Source organism: Microbacterium sp. SORGH_AS_0862 (assembly GCF_030818795.1).
Lineage (GTDB): Bacteria > Actinomycetota > Actinomycetes > Actinomycetales > Microbacteriaceae > Microbacterium.
In genome coordinates, this window is record NZ_JAUTAY010000001.1 from 1,053,694 (window position 1) to 1,075,367 (window position 21,674).

Consider the following 21,674-nt stretch of genomic DNA (forward strand, 5'->3'; position numbering starts at 1 on the left):
CGATGGGTGGCGAGCGTCGTCGCGGCAGGCGTCCTGACCTTGAGCGTCGCGGGGTGTCGGGGGGTTCCGCTGCCCTCGGGCGACCCTGACAGGGTGGACACGGTTTCCGTTGCGGACGGTGTGTGCGACGTCTCGTGGTGGCTGAGCCCTCTCGCCGATGGTGTTCCTAACGACGCTTGGCGGATCGCGGAGGAGCGTCTTGCTGCTGCCGAGGTGAGTCAGAGCCGCTGGGATGAGTGGCGCACGATCCTCGAATCGGACCCGGACATCGGCTGGACTTCTGAGGGTCTGCTCCAGGGACACGCCTACCGGGAAGCGGTGCGAGCGGAGGTCCGAGCCGCTCTGGAGGAAGCCGGATACCCCGACACCAACCGAGTCATCGAGGTCTACTCCGACATCTCCTGCTCCGAATAGCACGGGACATCGAGCCCACGAAGGACGCTTGAACCGCACCCTCGCCGCTTCGTCACGCCTGACCGGTCAGAGACCGCGAGCGTCACGCACCGGTCCCGTCCGACCGTGGCCGATCGACGGCTGGTAGTGGCCGAGCTGCGCGGCGCGTGCCTCGCGTGCGGCCTGGGCGCGCTCGGCCGTTTGCCGTTCGGCCTCGGTACGGGCGGTGAATTCACGGACGTACTGCACGGCTTCAGTGACGGGCAGCGCCTCGATCCGTTCGAGGTTGCGGCGGTCGCGCTCGGCCTGCGTCCTGAGCTTCGCGACGTGGGCGATGACACGGCTCGGGGTCGATCCGGCGAGGGCGCGCTGGCTCAGCGCGATCGACTCGCGTAGATGCCGGTCAATCATGCGGTCCTGCTCGCGGTGGGCCTGCTGCGCCTCCTGCCGCGTCTCAGTCGCGCGCGGGTCGGCGTCGGCCTGCTTCCCGGCGACCTTCTCCGCCCGCAGAGGTGCCGCTGGCGCAACTCAACGTCGAACGCTCGCACGCCGACCACTACGAGGAGAAGAACCCGAAGTCCTGGCGCGGCACCCGGCCGGTACCGCTGTCGCCGCGGGCGCTGGCGATCTTCCGACAGCACGCCGCGGGCAAGCAGCCCGACGACTACCTGTTCACCAACCAGCGGGGCGGGCAGCTCTCGGTCGGCGTTGTCCGCAAGTTCCCGCTCGGCTTCCGACGCCACGCTCTGCTCCACTACGCCGCGTCCACCTGGCTGCGGCTCGGCACCGCGGTCCACGAGGTCGCGGAGTACCTGGGCGACGAGGCGCGCACCGTCCTCGCGGTCTACGCGCACGTCCTCGGCGAAGGTCAGCGCCGCGACCATGTGCGGCGTCTGGCTGCCGCCGAGGAGTTCGGCCGAAAGCCGGGACACTCACGGGGCACTCGGCGGGGTCCGAGCCTCGGACGCTGACCCCGACGCCTCTCGGCGAGCCGGAAAAGACCGGATCTGACCGGGGATTCTCCGCGGAGACGGAGGGATTTGAACCCTCGGTCCCCTTACGGGGACTCCACCTTAGCAGGGTGGTGCACTAGGCCTGACTATGCGACGTCTCCAGTGGCGGCTTGCGCCGAACACACCCGTCCATCATAACGGGTCGGTTCGCCCCCGCCGAACAGGTCCCGGATACTCGATAGCGGATGCGGTGCGCACCGCATCCGGAAGGGCATGCGGTGGACCCGAAACACCTCGTCAGTTCTGCGGCGCTCGCGCTGCTGGCCGGTTTCGTCGACGGCTTCGCGTTCGTGATGCTCGGCGGTTTCTTCGTGTCGTTCATGAGCGGCAACACGACGCAGGCCTCTGCGGAGCTGACGGGCGGCGCGTGGGGCGCCGCGGGATACGCGGGACTGCTCGTAGCGGCCTTCGTCGCCGGGGGCGTGACGGGCACGGCCGTGTCGATCCGCGCACGGTCGCACGGCGTCATGACCCTCGTGGCGCTCACGCTGCTCGTGGCCGCGGTTCTGGCCGGGACAGGTCACGTGCTGGCGGCGGGCCCGGTCCTCGCGGCCGCGATGGGCGCCACGAACGCCGTGCACTCCCGCGACGGCGCCGCCCCCTTCGGCATCACGTACATGACGGGGCAGCTCATGAAGCTCGCCGAGAACATCGTCGTCGCCTTCCGCGGCGGCGACCGGCGCGCATGGATGCGGCACCTCGCTCTGTGGATCGCGATCGCGATCGGCGCGATCGGAGGCGCCGCCGCAGCACGCCTCGTCGGCCCCGTCGCGCTCTGGCTTCCCGCCGCCGCCGCCACCGCCACGGCAGCCGTTCTGGTCCTGCGCCGACGAACCCCGTCAGCGACGTCCAGCCAGTGAGGAAGGACAATCAGACCATGATCGAATTCCGACCGGCGGAACCGACTGATGCGGCGAGCATGGCCGAGGTGCAGAACGCCATCCACCGCGCCGGCCTTCGCGCCGACCCGGTCGACGTCGCCTTCGTCCAGGAGCGCTACCTCCGCCCCGAGCACCGGATCGCCTGCACGGTCGCCGTAGAAGACGACCGCATCCTCGGGTTCCAGTCACTCAAGCGGGCATCGCCGGGCAACCCGTACGACGTCCCCGAGGACTGGGGCATCATCGGCACCCACATCCATCCCGAGGCCGGGCGCCGGGGCATAGGACGGAGCCTGTTCGCCGTGTCGCTGGCAGCGGCGCGGTCAGCGGGCGTGCGACATCTCGACGCGAGTATCGGCGCCGACAACGCCCCGGCACTGGCCTATTACTCCGCGATGGGCTTCACGCCGTACCGCGACCGCGAAGGCGTCATCCCGCACCGCTTCGACCTCTGAGCGCTACTTCTGCGGAACGGTGCAGGTCACCTGGCTGGCGTTCTGACCCGAGATCGACGACGGCAGCTCGACGGCCGCCTCGGGGGGGAGCGCCTCGACGCCCTCGGTCGCCGCGGGCGCGGGAGTGGTCGCGGCCGGGTCGGGAACGGCCGTGTCGGGCACCTCCCCCGTCACCTCCACGCCGAACCCACCGCTGGCTTCGCCGGTGAGCTGCAGCGGGCGGTTCTCGCGGAGGGCCGCGAACAGCGAGTCGGCGGCGCCGGAGATCGGAACGAGCCCGTCTCCGGAGTAGGCCGCCGGATACTGTACGAAGACGATGTCCTCGAACGGGACGTCCTTCAGCGCCATCGCGATCTGTGCCATGCGGGTTGGGTTCGCGAGCTGCTTGTCGAGCACGAGCTGCTTCTCGCGCACCTGCGTCATCGCGACGTTCGCGAAGTTCAAGAGCTTGCCCGCGTCGCCGAGCACGGCATCGCTCTGCATCTTTCGCACCAGCGACGACATGAACTGCTGCTGGTTCGAGATGCGACCGAGGTCAGAGCCGTCGCCGATGCCGTGGCGGATGCGCAGAAACTGCAGCGCCTGCACGCCCTGCAGCGTGTGCGTCCCTGCCGTCAGAACGAGACCCGTGTGCCGGTCGGAGATGTCGCCCTGCACACAGACGTCGACACCTCCGACGGCGTCCGAGAGGTTGATCACACCGGTCCAACGGATCGCCGCGGCGAACTGGATGTCCTCGCCGGTGAGCTCCTCGACGGTGCGCACCGTGCACCCGAGACCGCCGTACATGTACGAAGCATTGATCTTCTCGGTGCCACCGCCGACCGTGTTGCCGTCGGCGTCCTCGCACTCGGCGATCGGCACGTAGGTGTCGCGCGGGAACGAGACGACCGTCACCCGACGCGGCTCGTCGCTGATGTGCACCAGCATCGTGACGTCGTTGCGCTCACCGCCGTCGTCGTCCATACCGCACCGCGGGAACAGGGCGACATCCTGACCTTCGCACGCATCTGTACCCACGAGAAGCAGGTTGACGCCGCCCTCGATCTCGCCGAGCCCCGGCGGCAGCGGGGGATCTCCCTCGTTCCCAATCTCGACCGAGTTGCCACCGATGGTCGCCGCCGCATCCCACACGTGGAAACCCACGACCCCGGCAGCCGAGGCGATGCCGACCACGACGGCTACGGCGAGGAGGGACAACGCCTGCACGAGAGGATGCGGAGACCGCAGCCGTCCGTGGCGGGCGACCGGCACCCGGCGGGAGCGCCGCTTCGGCATCAGCGAAGATTTCCGTTCGAGCACGTTTCCTCAGCGGCGGTCTGCCCCGCGATGGAGGACGGCAGCTCGACGCTGTCGGTGGGGGTCGTGGGCTGCGCCACGTCGGCGGACTGGGTCGGCGCGGGGGTTGTCGGGTCGGCGGGAGCGTCGGTCGGATCGGCGACGATCGTGCCCTCACCCTGGCTCGTCGAGCCGGTCAGCACGAGCTGCTGGTTGGCCTCGAGCGCGGCGAACAAGGTGTCGGCAGCGTTCTTGTTCGGCACCACGCGGTTCGCATCGGCCGGGTCGGCGAGGGTGGGGTACTGAACGAAGACGATCTCGTTGAACGGCACCTCCTTGACGGCGAGCGCGATCTGCACGAGCGTCATGGGATTCGTGAGGCTCTGGCTCGGCGTGACGTTCTCGACGCCGACGGTAGCGAGCTTGTAGAGCGTGGCGGGATCGCTCAGCACACCCTCGCCGACGAGCTTGCGCGCGAGCCGCGACATGTACTGCTGCTGGTTGGAGATGCGACCGAGGTCGCCGCCGTTCCCGACGCCGTGCCGCGTCCGGAGGAATTGCAGAGCGTCCCAGCCCTGCACGTTGCGCGTGCCCGCGGGCCAGTCGATGCCCGTGTAGGGGTCGCGGATGCCGTTGGCGATGCAGACGTCCACGCCGCCGATGGCGTCGGTGATCTGGATGACGCCGCCGAACGTGACGGATGCGGCGAACGGAATGTTCTGCCCGGTCAGCTCGGAGATCGTCTTCACCGCGCAGCTGAGGCCCCCGTAGGAGAAGGTCGAGTTCAACTGCTGCTTGCTCATAGCAGACGTCGTCGAGCCGTCCGGCCGGGTGCAGGAGGGGATCGGGATCATGAGGTCCCGCGGGAAGGAGATGACCGTCACGCGGCGGGGGTTGTCCGAGATGTGGAGCAGGAGGTTGACGTCGTTGAGGTCGCCCTCGGAGTCGGCGCCCGTGCACCGGTCGCCGAAGAGTGCGGCGTAGTCGGGCTCGCAGGCGTCGGTGCCGGCGAGGAAGAGGTTCACTCCGCCCTCGATCGCACCGATGTCCGGGGGCACCGCGCTCTGGCCCTCGAGCGCGACCGCATCCTCGTTCAGATTGGTCGCGAAGCTCCAGACGTTGTACCCCACGATGCCGATTCCGGCGACGAGAACGACGGCGAGGGAGACCGCGACGAGTTTGAAGAACTGTGCGACGGGATGCGGCGAGCGCAATCGGCCGTGGCGCGCCACCGTCTGGCGGCGCCCGCTTCGGGTCGGGCTCACGCGGGTCCTCTCGTACACAGAAACGGCAGGTGCGGCAGGACGTGCGCGCACTGCTCCCCGTAGATCGTCGCCCATCCTACGAGCCGAGACCTGAGAACGACGTGCGGATCGCCTGGGCGCGCTCAGCGAGGCGCGCGCGGAAGCGTCAGGCGCACGCTCGTCCCACGCCCGAACTGCGACCGCAGCGACACCTCGCCGTGGTGCCGGAGCACCACGACGCGTACGAGCGAGAGGCCGAGCCCCGTGCCCTCCACCCCGCGCGCGTCCTGAGCGCGCCACAGCTCGTCCCAGACGAACGGCAGGTCCTCGGCGCGGATGCCCCACCCGGTGTCGGCGACTTCGATGACGACGGCATCCGTCTCCTCCGTGCCGCGCACCTCGATGCGCGCACCGTCGCCGGAGTACTTCGCGGCGTTCAGCAGCAGGTTGCGCACGGCGACGGCCAGCAGGTCCGGGTCTCCCGTCACCGGCGGCAGGGGCCACGGGACGGTCGGCAGCACGGTCTCCACGCGGCGATCGACACCACGGGCGGCGAGTTCGTCGCGCAGCGCCGCCGCCTCCTCTTCGACGATGACGGTCAGATCCACCCGCGACGCCTCGATCGGCCGTGTCTCCAGCGACGACAGTGCCCGCAGCTGAGTGACGACGCCGCTCAGCCGCGCCGCCTGCGCCGAAGCGATCGCGAGGTTTCCCGGCGGGGTCTGCTCGCCCGCGGCGAGAGCCGAGCGGATGGCGGTCACCGGATTCTTGAGCTCGTGGTCGAGGCGGCGCAGGAACCGCCGGTGCGCGTCGCGTTCTGCGACGGCGCCCTCGCCGCGCGCCGCTGCGAGCGCCGCGTCGCGTCGGCGCGCGCGTACCGGACCGACGATCAGGAGAAGGACGAGCACGATCGACATGAGCGCCCCCGCCACGATGAGCACGGTGGCCAGCGGCATCCGCAGCACGAGGGAGCCGTTGCCGCCCGCGACTGCGAGCACGACGGCGATGAGCACGGCGACGGCGAGCGGAGCGACCACCAGTGCCGGCCGCACTGCCCTCATGACGCGCTCACCGGGGCACAGAATCGGTAGCCCGCACCGGGCAGCGTCTCGATCCAGCGCGGCTGCTGCGCGTCGTCGCCCAGCGCGCGTCGCAGCTCCGCGATGCGGTGGTCGACGGCGCGGGTGGTGACGGCGAACTCGAAGCCCCACAGGGTCTCGAGCAGGTGCTCCCTCGTGTGCACCTCGTCCGGGTGCGACATGAGGTACTCGAGCAGGGTGAGCGCCTTCGGCGTCAGCTCGATCGCCGCACCGTCCCGCTGCGCCCGTCGCGCGACGCGATCGAGGCGCAGTCCGTCGCTCACGAGCTGCGAGGAGGCCGTCAACGGTCTTCCGCCGCCGGCGGTGCGGCGCAGCACGGCACGGATGCGGGCGACGAGCTCCGGCGGGTCGAAGGGCTTGCCGAGATAGTCGTCGGCGCCCTCCTCCAGCGCCGCGGTGCGCTCGAACGATGCATCCACCTTCGTCAGCATGATGACCGGGGTCCACGCATCCGCGCGGCGAAGGCTCCGCACGAGTTCACGGCCGTCCATGCGCGGCATGAGCACGTCGGAGACGACGATGTGCGGGGCGAAGGCGGCGTGCGCGGCGAGGGCGCTCTCACCGTCGGCTTCCACCCGTACGTCGAATCCGCTGCGTTCGAGGAAGGGGGCGAGGGTGGAGGTGATGGCCTCCTCGTCGTCTACGAGCAGTACGCGGGTGCGCGCCTCGTCGCTCATGAGGCAGTCACCGCCCAGATGCCGATGCCGAACGCCGCGAGGATGAGAAGGGCGATCGCGGCGATCGTGAGGTAGCCGATCACCAGCCCCGCGATCGCGAAGCCCGCTCCGGCCGCGTTGCTGCGCCGGATGCGGGAGAGCGCGACGTGCCCGAAGATCACCGCGAGCAGGTTGAACCCGAGCAGCGCGAGCACGAAGGACGTGATGGCGAGCCCGTCGGTGGGACGGGTGACGTAGACGTACTGCTGCGGGGGCTGGGACATGCTGGTCATCCTCCGGTCGTGGCGCGTGCCGTGTTGGCGACGCCGGTATCGGTCACGTCTGCGGTGCCGCTCTCCCACCGCACGTCGTTGCCGCTGCCGCCCAACCGCGCGGTGTCGACGGATGCAGCCTGCACCTGGTTGGCCGCCCCGGTGATCTCGAGCGTGCCGATGCGATCGGCCAGCACGACAGCGCCGCTCGCGGCGACGGTCACGAGGGCGCACTCCCCCGTGATCGACACCGTCGCACCCGCCTGCGAGACGACGACCTCCCCCGAGGCGCAGGAGGTCTGCTGCGCCACGTCGGCGTAGCGTGCACGCAGGTCGTCGGATGCGGCGGACGGAGGCGTCGAGACGCTCGGCTCCTGCTCCTGCTCCTTCGACGCAGATGCCGCCGGGGCCGGCGTCGACGACGGAGCGGGATCGGCCGCGGGAGCGCCGGGCGCCTCGTAGGCGACAGAGCATCCGGTCAGGAGCAGCACGAGGGCGGCGAGCGTGATCGGGAGCGTGTTCTTCATCTTCACGTCCGCTCAGAAGGCCGGGATGAAGATCTCGACGCGGCGGTTGAGCTGGCGTCCGGCGGGGTTGTCGACGCCGTCGATCTCGTTCGCGGCGACGGGCGCGCTCTCGCCGTATCCGACCGCGCTGAGCGACGCCGTGACACCGCGGTCCTTGAGGGCCGCGACCACGGATGCGGCGCGACGTTCGGACAGTTCGAGGTTGTAGCCGTCGGAGCCGATCGCATCCGTGTGTCCGCCGATCTCGGCGGATGGCACGTCGAGATCCGTCATCGCGGCCGCCAGCTCATCGAGCACGCCCGCCGCATCCGCCCGGATCTCGGAACGGTCGAAGTCGAACAGCACGCCATCACTGAGCGTGATGGTCGTGCCGCAGGACGCGAGCGGCGCGAGCGTGCCGAGGGGCGGGAAGACCCCGACCGGCGCGACGGCGGGAAGCGCGTCCACCTCGACGGGCTCGCCGTTGACCGCGCCCGTGCCGTCGCCGTAGTTGCGGATGTCCAGGCCCGTCGCGACGTAAGAACCGGACCCGTCGCCGTAGTTGTGGATCTCGACGTCGGCGTCACGGTACATCGCGGAGCCGTCGCCGTAGTTCCAGTGCTCGACGCCGTTGCCGGTGCGCGAGGCGGACCCGTCGCCGTAGACGTTCGCCGTCACGCCGTCGACCGTGAAGCTGCCGGAGCCGTCGCCGTAGTTGTGGATCTCGATGCCGTCGGCGATGTACGAGCCCGACCCGTCGCCGTAGACGTTCGCCGTCACGCCGTCGACCGTGAAGCTGCCGGAGCCGTCGCCGTAGTTGTGCACCGTGCCGTCGGGTCCGGTGAAGGTTCCCGACCCGTCGCCGTACAGCAGCACCGAGCCCTGGGCGGTCGCACGCTCGGTCACGTCGCCGCACGCGGCGGGGCGCACCTCGATTCCGGGCCGCGGCCCGATCTCGCGGTCCACCTGAATAGCGAAGCCGCCGAGCGAGCTGTCGAGCAGGGACAGGTCGGGCATCGTGAACAGCGGAACCGGAGGAACCTCGCCGGGCGCGAAGCCCGCGACGGCGGGGACGACCGGCGCTGACGGCGAGCCCGGCGTCGTCGCAGCGACCGGGACGACGGGACGCGGGTCGGCGGCGCAGCCGGCGACGAGGACGCCCACGGTCGCGACGAGGGCCAGGATGCGGGGGACGGTGCTGCTCATGAAACGACCGTACCGAGCGGGCCTCGTCCGTCGGTCGCAGGGCCGTCGCACCTGTGTATCGATCCCGCGACACGGCCGCGATCATCCCCGAGGATGACGCGGATGGTGCTCCAGGCCGACGACATCGCCGCATCCGCCGACGAGGCTCGAAGACATGCACGCTCCCTCACCTTCTCGTCCTGTTCTCGTCGCGCGCGGTCTCGTCAAGCGCTACGGCACGCTCACCGCCCTCGCGGGCGTGGACGTGACGATCGCCGCGGGCGAGTCCGTCGCCGTCATGGGCGCGTCGGGCTCGGGGAAGACCACTCTGCTCCACTGCCTCGCCGCGGTCATCGCCCCCGACGGCGGCTCCGTCCGCCTCGGCCAGGACGATCCGGTCGAGCTCGTCGGCATGGACGAGACGGGGCGCTCGGCGATCCGTCGCAGTCAGCTCGGGTTCGTGTTCCAGGAGCACCTGCTGCTGCCGGAGCTCACCGCCCTCGAGAATGCGGCCCTCCCGCTGTTGGTGCAGGGCGTGGCGCGTCGTGACGCAGAGCAGCGCGCCGCCGGATGGCTGCACGCACTGGGGTTGGCCGGCATGGAGGACCGCCGCATCGGCCAGCTCTCCGGCGGCCAGGCGCAGCGGGTGGCGATCGCCCGCGCTCAGGTGACCGGCGCACCTCTGGTCTTCGCCGACGAACCCACCGGCGCTCTCGACTCCGCCACATCCGCCGAGGTGATGTCAGCGCTCCTGCACGCCACGGTCGGACAGGGGCGCAGCCTCGTCGTCGTCACCCACGACGCCGAGGTCGCGGCGCGCTGCCACCGCATCGTCCGGATGCGGGACGGCCGCATCCTCGACGCCGCGCCGATGAGCGAGGCGCAGCGATGAGCGCTGTCGCCACGCAGGGCGCGGTGCGACGCACGCTCACCCTGTCACGCCTGCTCGCCCGACCATCGCGGCAGTCACGTGCGGCGCTCGTGCTCCCGATCGTCGCCTTCGCCGCCACGACGACGCTGCTTCTGATCGGCGCCGGCGGCACGCGCATGTTCCTCACCGACGATCGCGGCGGGGCGTTCACCGGGATGTACGGCATCCTGGCCGTGCTCGCCCTCGTCCTGCTCGCCGTTCCGCTGGCGACGCTCGGCGCCGCCGCCGCGCGTCTGTCGAGCCGGAGGCGCGACGACCGCCTGGCGACCCTGCGTCTGCTGGGCGCCACCTCCGGCGAGGTCGCTGCGATGACGGTCATCGAGGCCGCCGCGACGGCGGCCGTCGGCGCCGTCGCAGGTGCGACCGTCTACGTCGCCGTCCTGCCGCTCGTAGGCCTCCTGCCGTTCTTCGGCGGTCCGATCGGAGCGGCAGCGGTATGGGCCGGGTTCGACGTGCTCGCCCTCGTGCTCGCGGGCGTCGTGGCACTCGCGACCGTCAGCGCCTCCCTCGGGCTGCGCCGCGTCGCGCTCACACCGCTCGGCGTGCGTCGGCGGTCGGAACCCGCGCCGCGCCGCCGCACCGCCGTCGTCGTCGGCGTGATCGGCGCCGCCGCCGTCGCTCTCATCGTCCTGAACCTCTCGGCCATCGGTCAGCTGGTCGGCCCCGCCATCTCGCTCGCCCTGCTGCTGGGGCTGTTCGCCGGTTCCCTCGGTCTGCTGAACCTCGTCGGCACCCCGATCGTCGCCGCGCGCGGACGCGCGATGGCTCGCCGCGCCGGGGATGCGGCGCATCTGATCGCCGGGCGCGAGCTCGCCGCACACGCTTCTGTCGCTTGGAGACGTGTCTCCGCGATCGCGATGGTCTCGTTCATCGCCGTGGTCGGCGGAGCCGGAATGAGTCTGGTCACGCTCGCCGGCGGCGACACGGCCGACAGCGGAACGGTGTTCGCCGACATCCGCACGGGCGTTCTCGTCACGCTCGTGTCGGCCTTCCTGCTCCTCGCGTGTTCCGTCGGTGTGACCCAGGCCGCATCCGTGCTCGAGGACCGCGAGCTGATCGTCGGTCTCGACCGTCTCGGCGTGCCGGCAGCCGACCTCGCCCGCGCCCGCCGCATCACCGTGCTGCTGCCCCTGCGCTGGGCGGCGCTCGGCGGCGCGCTCGCGGGCATCGCACTGAGCCTGCCGGTCATCGGCATCACCCTCGTGCTGGCTCCGACGTCGCTGCTGATCATCGCCCTCACTTTCGTCGTCGGCGTCGCGCTCGTGCTGGTCTCACTCGCCTCGACCGAGCCGCTCGTACGGGCGATCCGGCGGGCGGCCGCGTAACGACCCACAGGTGTCGAAATCTTTCGATACGCATGCCCGCGTTCTGCTATGTTCCGTGGGAGCGCTCTCTGAGAGCGCTCCCAGAGCGAAGGAGCTTGAATGCGCGCGACGACGCGGCACGTGAGACGCAACCTTGCCGTCTTGATGATCGGAGCGCTGGCCGCGGCCGGCGCAGTGTCCTTGCCCACCGCCGCGAGCGCGGCGGCCACGGATTACGTGCAGAACGGCACGTTCACCTCGGGCCACGAACCGTGGTGGTCTGCCGGAGTGGATGCATTCCGGACGGACGGCGGTGTGTTCTGCGCCGACGTGCCCGCCACCGCCAATCCGTGGGACGTCCTGATCGGGCAGAGCGACATGCCGCTGACGGCGGGTGTCGACTACATCCTGAAAGCCGACGTACGCGCGAGCAGTCCCGCTACCCTCGTGACACAGGTGGCCCCGAAGGTCGCCGACGCGTCGTTCAGCACCTACACGAGCCAGACCGCCTCGCTCACGGATGCGTGGCAGACGCTCAGCTACACCTTCACCGCCCGCGACTTCGGCCAGGGCACGGTCTCCGATCTGCAGTTCCGCCTCGGCGCCAACAGCGCCCCCACCACCTTCTGCCTCGACAACGTCTCTCTCATCGAGGAGGACTCCGTGCCACCGGTCGACCCGGGCCCCGTGGACCCGGTCGTGGGCACGGACCAACTGCTGCCGAACCCGACGTTCGACAGCGGCACGAGCCCGTGGTGGACGGCCGGGCCCGTGGCGCTGTCGAACCCCGACAGCAACCTCTGCGCCACCGTGACCGGCGCGACCGCCAATCTCTGGGACGTGCTCGTCGGACACAACGACATCCCCCTCCCGGGTGAGACGGCCTTCCGGCTCAGCTTCACCGCATCCGCCTCGGCACCGGTGACGGCCTCGACCAAGGTCGGCACCTACTCGGGCGCGTCGACGGAGGACTTCATCGAGCGCACCTTCGCCGTCGGCACGGCCGTGCAGACGTACTCCTACACGTTCGAGACCACGCCCGCCGGCACGTTCCACCTCTCGCAGGTGCAGTTCCGCGTCGGAGGCGTGCCGGAAGGCACCGTCATCTGCTTCGACGACGTGACCCTCACGGGCACGAAGTACACCTACCAGGCCGACACCGGCCCGGCGGTGAAGGTCAATCAAGTCGGCTACCTTCCGCGCGGACCGAAGCGCGCGACCGTCGTGACGGATGCGGCCGAGCCGCTCACCTGGACGCTCGAGGACGCGAACGGCGCCCCTGTCGCGACCGGCACCACGACGCCCGCCGGGTTCGATGCCAGCGCAGGGGTCGACGTGCACACGATCGACTTCTCCGGCGTCACCGCGACCGGTGACGGCATGCGGCTGCGCGTCGGCGCGGAGCTGAGCCACCCCTTCCGCATCGCCGCCGATGTGTTCCAGTCGCTGCGCACCGACTCGCTGCGCTTCTTCTACACGAACCGATCCGGCATCGCGATCGACGGCGACATCGCGGGCGCCGAGTACGCGCGCCCTGCGGGGCACCTGGACGAGGGCGCCAACCAGGGCGACAGCAACGTCGGCTGCCTCGAACCGCAGACATGGTCCGACGGCTGGACGTGCTCCGATCGACACGACGTCACGGGCGGATGGTACGACGCGGGCGACCACGGCAAGTACGTCGTCAACGGCGGCATCGCCGTCGCCCAGCTGTTGTCGGCGTACGAGCGCTCGCTTCCGGCCGGAACCGAGGCCGCTCTGGGCGACTCGACCCTGGCAGTCCCCGAGCGCGGGAACGGCACGCCCGACATCCTCGACGAGGCGCGCTGGGAGCTGGAATTCCTGCTCAAGATGCAGGTTCCCGCGGGCGATCCGCTGTCGGGGATGGCCTGGCACAAGGTCACCGATCGCGCATGGACGGGCCTGCCGCTGATGCCGCACGACGACCCGCAGGAGCGACTGCTGCACCGCCCGTCGACGGCGGCCACGCTCAACCTCGCCGCCACGGCCGCGCAGGCGTCGCGCCTGTTCGAGCCGTACGACGCGGCCTTCGCGTCGCGCCTGCGCGACGCGGCGGAGACCGCGTACGACGCTGCTCTCGCACATCCGGATCTGCTCGCACCCGAGGAGGACGGCGTGGGCGGCGGCACGTACGCCGACGACACCGTCACCGACGAGTTCTACTGGGCGGCGGCCGAGCTGTACCTCACGACCGGCAGCGACCGCTACCGCGACGAGGTCGAGAGCAACCCCCTGCACACCGCCGACATCTTCACCGCGGGCGGCTTCTACTGGGGCGACGTGGCGGCCCTCGGGCGCATGCAGCTCGCGCGCTTCGGCACGGGCCTTCCCGACATCGACCGCATCCGTCAGTCCGTCGTGGATGCGGCCGAGAAGCTGATCGCCGATCAGAAGGCGCAGCCGTTCGGTCAGCCCTACGCCCCGAAGGAGGGCCTGTACGACTGGGGCTCGAACTCGGCCGTGCTGAACAACCAGGTCGTGCTGGCCACGGCGTTCGATCTGACGCATCGCCCGCGCTACGCGGACGCGGTCATCGAGGCGTACGACTACCTGTTCGGCCGCAACGTGCTGGGCCAGTCGTACGTGACCGGTTACGGCACGAACGACTCACGCAACCAGCACAGCCGGTGGTACGCGAACGCGCTCGACCCGCAGCTGCCGCATCCGCCGATCGGCACGGTGGCCGGCGGGCCGAACTCGTCGATCCAGGATCCGGTCGCGAGCGCCTGGCTCGCGGGCTGTGCACCGCAGGCCTGCTACGTCGACGACATCGGAGCGTGGTCGGTGAACGAGATCACGGTCAACTGGAACTCCGCGCTCGCATGGGTGGCATCCTTCGTCGCCGACCTCGGTGACGGCTTCGTCGCGGTGACCCCGGTCGCGGTCGACGACACCGCATCCGGTGCACCGGGCGAGCCGATCGCCGTCGAGCCTCTCGCCAACGACCGCGCCGGCGACGCCGACATCCCCTTGGATGCCGCGACGCTGACGCTGCTCGACGCCACCGGCGACGCCTCCGCCCGGGCCGCCGCGGCTCCCGTGACCTCGGTGACGATCACGGGCCAGGGTCGCTACGACCTCGACGGTCAGCGCATCGTCTTCACCCCCGAGGCCGACTTCGTCGGCACGGCGACCCCGGTCGCGTACCGCGTGGCGGACACCCGCGGCACAGAGGTGACCGCGACGTTCACGCCCACCGTGCGGGCGCCCGCCGCATCCGATCCGACGACCGCTGCACCCGCCGCCGCGGCGCGCGGATCGCTGCCGCAGACCGGCGTCGACACCTCGCCGCTCTGGGCGATCGGGGCCGCAGCACTCGCGCTGCTGGGCGCGGGAGCGTACCTCGTGCGACGACGCCGCCGCGCGGCCTGAGCACACGATGAAGCCCCGGCGGGCATCCCCCGCCGGGGCTTCATCATTGCGTCCACTGCGCCGCGTGGGCCGGGCTCGCCCTGCGGATCCGGCACCCGCACGTGCCCGAACTCCTGCAGAACAGGGCCTGAAGCTCCCCGCCCGGGCGCCGGGCGCGAGATGGCAGGAGTATCGACCGCGTTCTCGGACCCGCACAGTGCCCGCACCGATTCAGGGGCACCCGCACCACGTCGCCGCGGCATGGCCCGCGCAGCAGTCCTATCGAACGCGGCGGCGACGGGCGATCAGAACGAGCGTGCCGATTCCGAGTAGCGTGATGGCCACGAAGATGCTGACACCCGCCTCGTTCCCCGTCGACGCGAGTCGCGCGGGAAGGGTCGATGAGGGATTCCCGGACGGCGTCGAAGCCAGCGTTGATGCGGGATCCGCGGACGGTGTCGGTGTCGGTGTCGACTCGTGAACGACGGAGATCAGCCGCGGGGCGGAGACGCCGGTGGCGGCGGCTGTGCAATCCGCCGTACCGGTCACCCGCGCCGTCAACTCGTGCCCCGCGTCTTCATCCCGTACCCGGTAGGTCGACCCTGTGGCGTCCGCAATGAGCACATCGTCGCGAAGCCACTGAAGCGACCTGGTCTGCGGCGCGGGCTGCCAGCTCGTCGTCTCGGCGGTAAGCAGTGCACCGACCTCTGCATCACCCGCGATCGTTACTGATGTGTCGGTGAACTGACCCAACGAGACGGAGAGGGAGAGCACAACCGTATCCGCGGTAGTGCCTGGTGTCGGAGACACACCGTTCAGCGCTCGCACGACCAGCGAGATGTCTGCGGGCTGGAAGGCTGTGCCGCTGATAGCACCGGTCGTCTCGTCGAACGCAAGACCGGCCGGCAGCACCCCGTCGACGATCTCGAACTGAGAGACAGGAGGTGTCCCCGTCGCCACCAATGGCGCGGTGGCGATCGGCTGGCAGGCGAGTGCGCTCATGCTCGCGGAGGTCGACGAGATAATCGGCGCCCAGATCTGCCCCAGCGCGACGATGCCGCGAAACGGATCGATCGTATCGACACCGTTCTGGTCTCCGTAGAAGTAACCCAGGGAGTACACGGTGGAATCAGCAGCAACCGCGATGGCGGTCGTGGACATCGGCTGCGTCGGAGCGTAGACGACCCCACGTTCTGCGATCCGCCTGCCAGGCGCCGCGAGGTCGTCCAGAGAGCGCACCTCGATGTCACCGTTCTGGTTCGCCGAGTAAAGCAGTCCGTCAGCTCCGATCACCGCGTAGTTCGCGGTGTCGCCGATGTCGTACGACTCAACGACGACCCCGTCCACAGAGACGATGCGCAGTTTGTCCCGGTCAGCCCACAGCAGTCTGCCGTCTGGCGTGAGATTCAACTGGAAACCTGCCTCTCCCGGGTTGGCGAGCCCTGATACCGTGGCCCGTGTCGTCGCGCCGGTGGCGATGTCGAGCGTGACGATGTTGGCCTGCAGCCAATCGGACGAATCGAGCATCGCGAACCGGCCGTCCGCGAGCCGCACCAGGCCGTAGCCAGAGATGCCGTCGGCGAGCGGGTACCGTCCGATCTCGGAGCCCGTCGCGGAGAGGTGCATGAGGGCCGATGTCGCACCACGCCCGACAACCCACACGGAGCCGTCGGGGTCGGCCCAGATGCCCTGGGGATAGCCCCGATCGCTCTCCGGCCCATCGGGGAAGATCGACATCGAGCCGAGCATCTCACCCGGTCTGCGGGTCATATCTGAGGATGGCTTGCGAACTACCCGAGGAGTAGTCGGCCATGACGTACATGGACCCGTCTGCACCGAACGCCGCGCTCGTACCGATGCCGAAGGAGGGTAGCTCCTCGGTGCCATCGCGACCCGTCGTCCAGTGCAGCACGTACCGGTAGTCGCCGTTGTCGCCGACCGGTTCGGGTGGCGACGCCCATGCCGCCGTCGGCCCCGCCAAGAGCACGACCACCGCGACGATCATCGCGGTCGCCCTCCAATCGCTGCGTCGCGACCTCCGTTGCCATGTTTTCATCGCCTCCGCCTCTCCTGGCTCGTGCAGGAGAGGCCGATGCTCTCCCTAGGTGTGAGAGTCGGAATCGGCGAGCGTGTCACACTCCTTTATTGGTTTTCGAGTAGAAGTGTTCCCGATGACTCCTCGAGCCTCCATCGCATGATGCGCGCGAAGAGGGCCCCGGCTTCGTTTCTCCGAGCCCGGGAGACGGATGCTTACCAAGCTCTCGAAGATTCGTACGCGGCCTCGAGGCCCATGTGGTCTTCATCGCGCTCCGAACGCGTCGTTGCTCGCGGTCGATGGAGCGGCAAGGGAACTCGCGGCGCAGAACCTCGACGCTGCAAGCCCCTGCCCCTCAATCCTCGAGGAAGGCAGGTTGCTTCCCCGTGCGCACTGAGAGTCAGTGTGCGGCGTCGTATGCCTCGAGAACGGCGGCGGGAACGCGTCCACGAGCGCTCACTTCGTGACCGTTCGCCGCAGCCCATTCGCGCACGGCACCGAGGTCACGCGTGTCCTTCTTCGCACCGCGACCACGGGGCGTCGCACGCGCCGCGCTGCCGATGGAACGGCCCGCCTTGATGAACGGCGCGAAAGCCTCGCGGAGCTTTTCGGCGTTCTTCTCGGAAAGGTCGATTTCGTACGAGCGCCCCTCGAGAGAGAAGTGAATCGTCTTTCCCTCCTCGAGGACTTCGCCGTCGAGGTCGTCAATGAGTCGAGTGAAATGCTGTTTGGCCATAGCCAGGGAGTATGACACATCAACCTTTCGCAATTTCTCGACTTGCGCGCCGGAAAGATAACTGAAGCGAAAAGGAAAAGGCGATGTCATCGCGCGGAGCCTCGGGCGGCGTGGGCCCACCCGAGGGATTCGAACCCGCTCAGCCGGAGATGCGAAGAGAGCGACCCCCTGCGGGGGCCGCTCTCTTCGCATCTCCGGAACCTACGCGATGGCTTTCGAACCCCTCGCGGGAGACGCAGCGGCTGCTGACGCGGGTTTCGAAGCGAGAGCGGAACCCCCAGCACAAATGAACCAACTGCGGGCGGGTCACAACGGATGGCGGCTTAACGGGCAAACCTGCCATCCAGTCCGCAGACGCGCGAGATCCGGGCGTGCCGGAGGTGGTCTCGACTGGTAGATCGAGGATGCCTTGAAGGGGTAGGGAGTAGATGTTCACGTGATCAGCCCACGTTGTCCCCACCAGAGCGCGACGCGAGGGTCTGCGGACAGGGTCGGGATGCACCCGAAGCATCGGAGCGCGAAGCCCGAACGGTCCAGCACGTTCCCACCCGCCAGCCCAGCCAGAAGCAGATGTCCCCACGGCGTCGCGCGCTACGGGCAACCGACCAAAACAAGCCGGGCATGAAAGCCGGCACCACCTTTGGCAGACAGAGCCGTGACGCCCTCCGTTCGATATGGATTAGTTGGCTCACAACGGCGAGTCACGTTGGGATACTGGGCTGAACGGCCGTGCACGAAGGAGTGGGATGAGCGCTTCACAAATCAGGTCTCAGCTGGAGCGGAAGCGCGCTCAACAGGCCGAAGCGGAGAAGAAGGCGGGTGAGTTCCGCAGTCGCGAGTCGAAGAAGCGCGCCGAGGCGGCGAAGGCCCAAGCTGCCGCGGCCCGAGCAACGAACGCATCCTCAGCACGGTCCAAGCTCGCCGAAAGCCGCCGCCGCGAAGGCGAGGCTGCCGCCGCGGGTAAGGATGCCGCGCGATGGCAGGTGAAGGCAGCGGGCTACTCCAATGAAGCTCTGAGACTCGCCCGCAGCCTCGAGCGGGCGGAAGCGTCTGAGCAGCGCGCAGCTCAGACGCAACGTGATCGTGAGCAACGCCAGCGCGACCAGAGACATGCTGCCGAACGCTCTGCCCTGACTGAACGGGTCGCATCCGCCGAGGCGAATGTCGCACGCCTCCAGCAGCACCTGCCGGCACCACGTCCGGAGAAGCTCCGCATCCTGCTCCTGACCTCGTCGGGCGAAGGTGACCTGCGGGTCGGACGAGAGATCCGGCAGATCAGAGCAGCGGTGAAAGCTGCGGCGCACCGTGACTATGTGGACCTCGACGTGCGGTCGGCGGCGACTCCGCAGGACCTTCTGGACGGGATAACCGAGTTTCGCCCACATGTCGTGCATTTCTCCGGACACAGCGATGAGAAGTTCGTCGTGTTCGAAGAAGACACCGACGACCCGAACTCGGGCGTCGCCATCCCCGCTGAGGTCTTCGCGAGAGCGCTAAGAGCAGTGGACACACCGCCATCGCTCGTCGTGCTCAACTCGTGCAGGTCGGCCGCCCAGGCGGAGCGTCTTGTGGCAGGTGTGGTCCCCTTCGCCATCGGGATGGCAGACAAAATCTACGACGACGACGCGATTGGGTACGCCGCCCGCTTCTACGGAACCATCGCGAACGGACAGTCAATCGAAGGAGCCCACGAGATCGCGCGTACGGACCTTGAGATGCGAGGCGCTGAGGGACACCTGCTTCCCACGCTCTACGCCGCTGAAAGCTACGATCCACGCAACGCATCCCTGGTCACAGGCCCTGTCGAGAACTGACCCGCTTGCTAGAGAACTCGGCCACAGTGACGTCCCTCTCCGCGACGATGTGATGGTCGCTCTCCGCAGGAGCAACCGGATTTGTGAAGTATGCGAACGGGTAGCGGCGGCAAGCGTGTTCTCCCTCCGCCGAAGCTTCCAGCATCCCTAAGCGACCCTCCACGGCAGCAGCAGGAAGATGCAGGACTGCTCCGTCGAACCGGCCCGACTGGATCTCCTCCAGAGAGTCACGCAGGTGTTTCTGGTTCGCCCATCGACAAGCTCATCGAACGAGCGCCACTTCAGTACTACGACTGGAACGCTCGAGACCGGACCTGAATTCGCATGGCCTCGATGGACTTTCCGGCGGTTCAGCTCCTCTCGAACCGGTTACGGTTCCGAGCGTCCCGATTGAACAGACCTGACGCCGCATCACAATAGTGCTGAAGGAGCCAGGGAACGCCTCTTGGGTCTGCCGCACCGGTAGGTGACATCTGAACTGACTTGCCCGGGAGGGTGAGCCTGGAAGGATGACGACGGTCGCCAAGCCCAATAACGGAGTCGCCCCAGGAACCGACGACTGGAGCCGCGCCGTCACCGCGCACGGCCTGGGCGAAGCACGGGGCGTTGCCTAGCTCCCTAGCAGGCCAACGGTCGAGTGTTCTAGAATCGCACACATGGCACTCGATCTTGCCGCCCTGAGCGGTCGCATTGCCCGCGCGCGCACCGAAGCAGGACTCACCCAGGCTGAGCTAGCCAATGGCGCTGGCCTCGATCGAACGGCAATCGCGAAGATCGAGACCGGCGCGCGCGGTGTCTCCGCCCTTGAACTAGCTCGGATCGCGACCACGGTTGGCCAAAGGATCGAGTGGCTGCTCACCGACGGACCGGAGTCCGTAGTGGCCTACAGAGTTCGGCGGGATGCCAGTTCTTCGCTCGCTGAAATCAACCGCGAGTTGGAAAGGCTTGCACGTGATGTCGAGTTCCTGGCCGAACAAGTCGACTCCTTGACACTTGCCCAGCGCGATCCCTGGGAAGTCCCTCGGTCTCTTGCTGAAGCTGACGAATTGGCCGCGCGTGCCCGACACGCACTTAATATCCAACCAAATGCTCCGGTCCTACGGCTGACAGAAACCTTGTCACCGCTCGGACTTCTCGTCTTCGTGTCGGATCTTGGCCCAAATGCTGCCGATGGCGGCACTGTGCTACTGGCGAGCGGTGGCGTATCGCTTGTCAATGGGGCGAGTCAGTTGGGTCGACGTCGCCTAACCGCGGCACATGAACTCGCGCACTTTCTAGTAGCTGACGACTTCACCGTCGACTGGCGAATTTCGGAAGGCGCCGAAAGCGATCGAACAGAAGCCCTGTTCGATCGCTTTGCGCGCTCATTCCTACTCCCTTCAAGCGCGTTGACCGAGTATTGGGCATCCGTCTCCGACGAAGGGCCGCGCGCCGCGGCAGTCCGCACGGCCAGCAAGTTCCAAGTGGATATGGCGACACTCGCAACACGCCTGACAGAATCAGGCATCCTTCCTCGCGAGGACGCTCATCGAGTTCGCGGAGTACAAACAACTAAGGCCGACATTCTCGAATACGAACTGTTCGTGCCGTACGAACTGGAGAGACAAATTCTTCCAAGCGTGTACGAACGAGCAGTGCTCTCCCTCTATCGGGGGGAGCGCATTAGCGCCGAGCGGGCACTCGAGCTCTTGCGAGGGAAGTATGAAGGGGACGATTTGCCGCCACTCGCCACTCCGAACGAGAGTGAACTATGGTCGATCCTCAACTAGTCGACGGCGACGACACGGCACCTTGGATATTCGACACAGGCCCTCTTAGCCACTTCGCGAAAGCCGGATGGTTAGGTCTACTTAAGCTGATTGCAGGCAACCATCCGGTCATCATCCCTGACGTCGTCTATGATGAGATATTCTCAGGATCCGCCAGACACCCGCACCTTAATCTTGTACTCGACGCAACGTCAACGTGGATCACGGTGAGACAGATTACGGAGACCGAAGGTCTTGTCGCGTTTGCCAATTACAGTTCGCTTCTCGTCGGAGCAGATGGCGTGAGCAATCTCGGCGAGTGCGGGGTACTAGCGTTGGCCGAGACCTTGCCCGGAACTGCGATCCTCGACGACCGTACGGCAAGACAGGCCGCCATGTCGCAGAAGGTCGTCCACCGTGGAAGCGTGGCGATCATCTTGGATGCCATCCTTCATCACGGTCTGTCGCGTGAGGCGGCTGGAGCCGTGGCCGATGACATCCTCGCGACCGCCTATCGATTTCCGTTTGAGTCCGGCCGTTTCATTTCGTGGGCCATCGAGCACGGATATCTGGATTACGAGTGACCGCTTAGGTCTACGGCGTGAACCCGACCTCCTCACCAGCAATCTCGGCCAGTGGGGGTTCGAATGCCGTCGCGTACCTTCAGTTTTGCGAAGCCTACGCGATGGCTTTCGAACCCCTCGCGGGAGACGAAACGGCTGCTGGACTGGATCGCGAGCCGACAAGAAGG

General features: G+C 68.3%; 21 protein-coding genes and 1 tRNA gene. 10 read left to right on the forward strand and 12 right to left on the reverse strand.

Annotated elements, in window-relative coordinates:
- Window positions 1-93: 93 nt before the first annotated feature.
- Window positions 94-414: a hypothetical protein gene (locus QE377_RS04845; protein ID WP_307320092.1), complete on the forward strand. Its 321-nt coding sequence runs from the start codon at window positions 94-96 to the stop codon at window positions 412-414.
- A gap of 66 nt (window positions 415-480) precedes the next feature.
- On the opposite strand, the gene QE377_RS04850 is transcribed toward QE377_RS04845, so the two are convergent.
- Window positions 481-804, reverse strand: a complete 324-nt coding sequence (locus QE377_RS04850) for a hypothetical protein (RefSeq protein ID WP_307320093.1) — start codon at window positions 802-804, stop codon at window positions 481-483.
- A 101-nt stretch (window positions 805-905) separates the two neighbouring features.
- Here QE377_RS04850 and QE377_RS04855 point away from each other — a divergent pair, with 101 nt between their 5' ends.
- Window positions 906-1,364 (forward strand): hypothetical protein, encoded by a 459-nt coding sequence (locus tag QE377_RS04855; protein ID WP_307320094.1) that lies wholly within the window; start codon window positions 906-908, stop codon window positions 1,362-1,364.
- 54 nt (window positions 1,365-1,418) lie between these two features.
- Here the strand turns inward: QE377_RS04855 and QE377_RS04860 are convergent.
- Window positions 1,419-1,507, reverse strand: a tRNA-Ser gene (locus QE377_RS04860).
- Window positions 1,508-1,624: 117 nt separating this feature from the next.
- On the opposite strand from QE377_RS04860, the gene QE377_RS04865 reads away from it, so the two are divergent.
- Both QE377_RS04865 and QE377_RS04870 read left to right on the forward strand, forming a co-directional pair.
- Window positions 1,625-2,266, forward strand: coding sequence for a YoaK family protein (locus tag QE377_RS04865; protein ID WP_307320095.1), 642 nt, complete (start codon window positions 1,625-1,627; stop codon window positions 2,264-2,266).
- Window positions 2,267-2,283: 17 nt separating this feature from the next.
- Window positions 2,284-2,742 (forward strand): GNAT family N-acetyltransferase, encoded by a 459-nt coding sequence (locus QE377_RS04870; protein ID WP_307320097.1) that lies wholly within the window; start codon window positions 2,284-2,286, stop codon window positions 2,740-2,742.
- A 3-nt stretch (window positions 2,743-2,745) separates the two neighbouring features.
- Here QE377_RS04870 and QE377_RS04875 read toward each other — a convergent pair whose 3' ends face one another.
- The 7 genes from QE377_RS04875 to QE377_RS04905 all read right to left on the reverse strand — a co-directional run bounded on the left by QE377_RS04875 (window position 2,746) and on the right by QE377_RS04905 (window position 9,004).
- Entirely contained in the window at window positions 2,746-4,020 is a 1,275-nt protein-coding gene (locus tag QE377_RS04875) for an LCP family protein (protein WP_307320099.1), read from the reverse strand.
- Window positions 4,020-5,285: an LCP family protein gene (locus QE377_RS04880; RefSeq protein ID WP_307320101.1), complete on the reverse strand. Its 1,266-nt coding sequence runs from the start codon at window positions 5,283-5,285 to the stop codon at window positions 4,020-4,022. Before QE377_RS04880 ends, QE377_RS04875 begins: the two co-directional genes overlap by 1 nt.
- A gap of 122 nt (window positions 5,286-5,407) precedes the next feature.
- Window positions 5,408-6,325 carry a sensor histidine kinase KdpD gene (locus QE377_RS04885; RefSeq protein ID WP_307320103.1) on the reverse strand — a complete coding sequence of 306 codons (918 nt, stop codon included), beginning with the start codon at window positions 6,323-6,325 and terminating at the stop codon, window positions 5,408-5,410.
- The gene (locus QE377_RS04890) at window positions 6,322-7,041 is read right to left on the reverse strand and encodes a response regulator transcription factor (protein ID WP_307320105.1); all 720 of its coding nucleotides are present in this window, start codon (window positions 7,039-7,041) and stop codon (window positions 6,322-6,324) included. Before QE377_RS04890 ends, QE377_RS04885 begins: the two co-directional genes overlap by 4 nt.
- Window positions 7,038-7,304: a DUF4190 domain-containing protein gene (locus QE377_RS04895; protein WP_307320107.1), complete on the reverse strand. Its 267-nt coding sequence runs from the start codon at window positions 7,302-7,304 to the stop codon at window positions 7,038-7,040. The genes QE377_RS04890 and QE377_RS04895 overlap by 4 nt, the downstream gene beginning before the upstream one ends.
- Before the next feature lie 5 nt (window positions 7,305-7,309).
- A complete protein-coding gene (locus QE377_RS04900) occupies window positions 7,310-7,819 on the reverse strand; it encodes a DUF3060 domain-containing protein (protein WP_307320109.1) in 510 nt (169 codons plus the stop codon).
- A 12-nt stretch (window positions 7,820-7,831) separates the two neighbouring features.
- On the reverse strand, window positions 7,832-9,004 hold the full coding sequence (locus QE377_RS04905; protein WP_307320111.1) for an OmpA family protein: 1,173 nt from the start codon (window positions 9,002-9,004) through the stop codon (window positions 7,832-7,834).
- 154 nt (window positions 9,005-9,158) lie between these two features.
- Between QE377_RS04905 and QE377_RS04910 the strand changes: the two genes are divergently transcribed.
- From QE377_RS04910 to QE377_RS04920, 3 genes are all read left to right on the forward strand, one after another.
- The gene (locus QE377_RS04910; RefSeq protein ID WP_307320112.1) at window positions 9,159-9,875 is read left to right on the forward strand and encodes an ABC transporter ATP-binding protein; all 717 of its coding nucleotides are present in this window, start codon (window positions 9,159-9,161) and stop codon (window positions 9,873-9,875) included.
- Entirely contained in the window at window positions 9,872-11,239 is a 1,368-nt protein-coding gene (locus QE377_RS04915) for an FtsX-like permease family protein (RefSeq protein ID WP_307320114.1), read from the forward strand. Before QE377_RS04910 ends, QE377_RS04915 begins: the two co-directional genes overlap by 4 nt.
- A gap of 99 nt (window positions 11,240-11,338) precedes the next feature.
- A complete protein-coding gene (locus tag QE377_RS04920) occupies window positions 11,339-14,611 on the forward strand; it encodes a glycoside hydrolase family 9 protein (protein ID WP_307320116.1) in 3,273 nt (1,090 codons plus the stop codon).
- A gap of 258 nt (window positions 14,612-14,869) precedes the next feature.
- On the opposite strand, the gene QE377_RS04925 is transcribed toward QE377_RS04920, so the two are convergent.
- From QE377_RS04925 to QE377_RS04935, 3 genes are all read right to left on the reverse strand, one after another.
- Complete coding sequence (locus QE377_RS04925) at window positions 14,870-16,360, reverse strand: LPXTG cell wall anchor domain-containing protein (RefSeq protein ID WP_307320117.1); 1,491 nt, start codon at window positions 16,358-16,360, stop codon at window positions 14,870-14,872.
- Window positions 16,341-16,595 (reverse strand): hypothetical protein, encoded by a 255-nt coding sequence (locus QE377_RS04930; protein ID WP_307320118.1) that lies wholly within the window; start codon window positions 16,593-16,595, stop codon window positions 16,341-16,343. Before QE377_RS04930 ends, QE377_RS04925 begins: the two co-directional genes overlap by 20 nt.
- A gap of 430 nt (window positions 16,596-17,025) precedes the next feature.
- Window positions 17,026-17,451 (reverse strand): Lsr2 family protein, encoded by a 426-nt coding sequence (locus QE377_RS04935; RefSeq protein ID WP_307320119.1) that lies wholly within the window; start codon window positions 17,449-17,451, stop codon window positions 17,026-17,028.
- 593 nt (window positions 17,452-18,044) lie between these two features.
- On the opposite strand from QE377_RS04935, the gene QE377_RS04940 reads away from it, so the two are divergent.
- The 3 genes from QE377_RS04940 (at window position 18,045) to QE377_RS04950 (ending at window position 21,507) form a co-directional block, all read left to right on the forward strand.
- Complete coding sequence (locus tag QE377_RS04940; RefSeq protein ID WP_307320120.1) at window positions 18,045-19,175, forward strand: CHAT domain-containing protein; 1,131 nt, start codon at window positions 18,045-18,047, stop codon at window positions 19,173-19,175.
- A 656-nt stretch (window positions 19,176-19,831) separates the two neighbouring features.
- Complete coding sequence (locus QE377_RS04945) at window positions 19,832-20,944, forward strand: XRE family transcriptional regulator (RefSeq protein WP_307320122.1); 1,113 nt, start codon at window positions 19,832-19,834, stop codon at window positions 20,942-20,944.
- Complete coding sequence (locus tag QE377_RS04950) at window positions 20,926-21,507, forward strand: nucleotide-binding protein (RefSeq protein WP_307320124.1); 582 nt, start codon at window positions 20,926-20,928, stop codon at window positions 21,505-21,507. Before QE377_RS04945 ends, QE377_RS04950 begins: the two co-directional genes overlap by 19 nt.
- Window positions 21,508-21,674 lie beyond the last annotated feature (167 nt).

What these genes read in the sequence shown, in the direction of transcription:
- QE377_RS04850 (WP_307320093.1), bottom strand. Translation starts at nt 804, where the DNA reads ATGATTGACCGGCATCTACGCGAGTCGATCGCGCTGAGCCAGCGCGCC.
- QE377_RS04870 (WP_307320097.1), top strand. Translation starts at nt 2,284, where the DNA reads ATGATCGAATTCCGACCGGCGGAACCGACTGATGCGGCGAGCATGGCC.
- QE377_RS04875 (WP_307320099.1), bottom strand. Translation starts at nt 4,020, where the DNA reads ATGCCGAAGCGGCGCTCCCGCCGGGTGCCGGTCGCCCGCCACGGACGG.
- QE377_RS04885 (WP_307320103.1), bottom strand. Translation starts at nt 6,325, where the DNA reads ATGAGGGCAGTGCGGCCGGCACTGGTGGTCGCTCCGCTCGCCGTCGCC.
- QE377_RS04890 (WP_307320105.1), bottom strand. Translation starts at nt 7,041, where the DNA reads ATGAGCGACGAGGCGCGCACCCGCGTACTGCTCGTAGACGACGAGGAG.
- QE377_RS04895 (WP_307320107.1), bottom strand. Translation starts at nt 7,304, where the DNA reads ATGTCCCAGCCCCCGCAGCAGTACGTCTACGTCACCCGTCCCACCGAC.
- QE377_RS04900 (WP_307320109.1), bottom strand. Translation starts at nt 7,819, where the DNA reads ATGAAGAACACGCTCCCGATCACGCTCGCCGCCCTCGTGCTGCTCCTG.
- QE377_RS04905 (WP_307320111.1), bottom strand. Translation starts at nt 9,004, where the DNA reads ATGAGCAGCACCGTCCCCCGCATCCTGGCCCTCGTCGCGACCGTGGGC.
- QE377_RS04910 (WP_307320112.1), top strand. Translation starts at nt 9,159, where the DNA reads ATGCACGCTCCCTCACCTTCTCGTCCTGTTCTCGTCGCGCGCGGTCTC.
- QE377_RS04915 (WP_307320114.1), top strand. Translation starts at nt 9,872, where the DNA reads ATGAGCGCTGTCGCCACGCAGGGCGCGGTGCGACGCACGCTCACCCTG.
- QE377_RS04920 (WP_307320116.1), top strand. Translation starts at nt 11,339, where the DNA reads ATGCGCGCGACGACGCGGCACGTGAGACGCAACCTTGCCGTCTTGATG.
- QE377_RS04925 (WP_307320117.1), bottom strand. Translation starts at nt 16,360, where the DNA reads ATGACCCGCAGACCGGGTGAGATGCTCGGCTCGATGTCGATCTTCCCC.
- QE377_RS04930 (WP_307320118.1), bottom strand. Translation starts at nt 16,595, where the DNA reads ATGATCGTCGCGGTGGTCGTGCTCTTGGCGGGGCCGACGGCGGCATGG.
- QE377_RS04935 (WP_307320119.1), bottom strand. Translation starts at nt 17,451, where the DNA reads ATGACATCGCCTTTTCCTTTTCGCTTCAGTTATCTTTCCGGCGCGCAA.
- QE377_RS04945 (WP_307320122.1), top strand. Translation starts at nt 19,832, where the DNA reads ATGGCACTCGATCTTGCCGCCCTGAGCGGTCGCATTGCCCGCGCGCGC.
- QE377_RS04950 (WP_307320124.1), top strand. Translation starts at nt 20,926, where the DNA reads ATGGTCGATCCTCAACTAGTCGACGGCGACGACACGGCACCTTGGATA.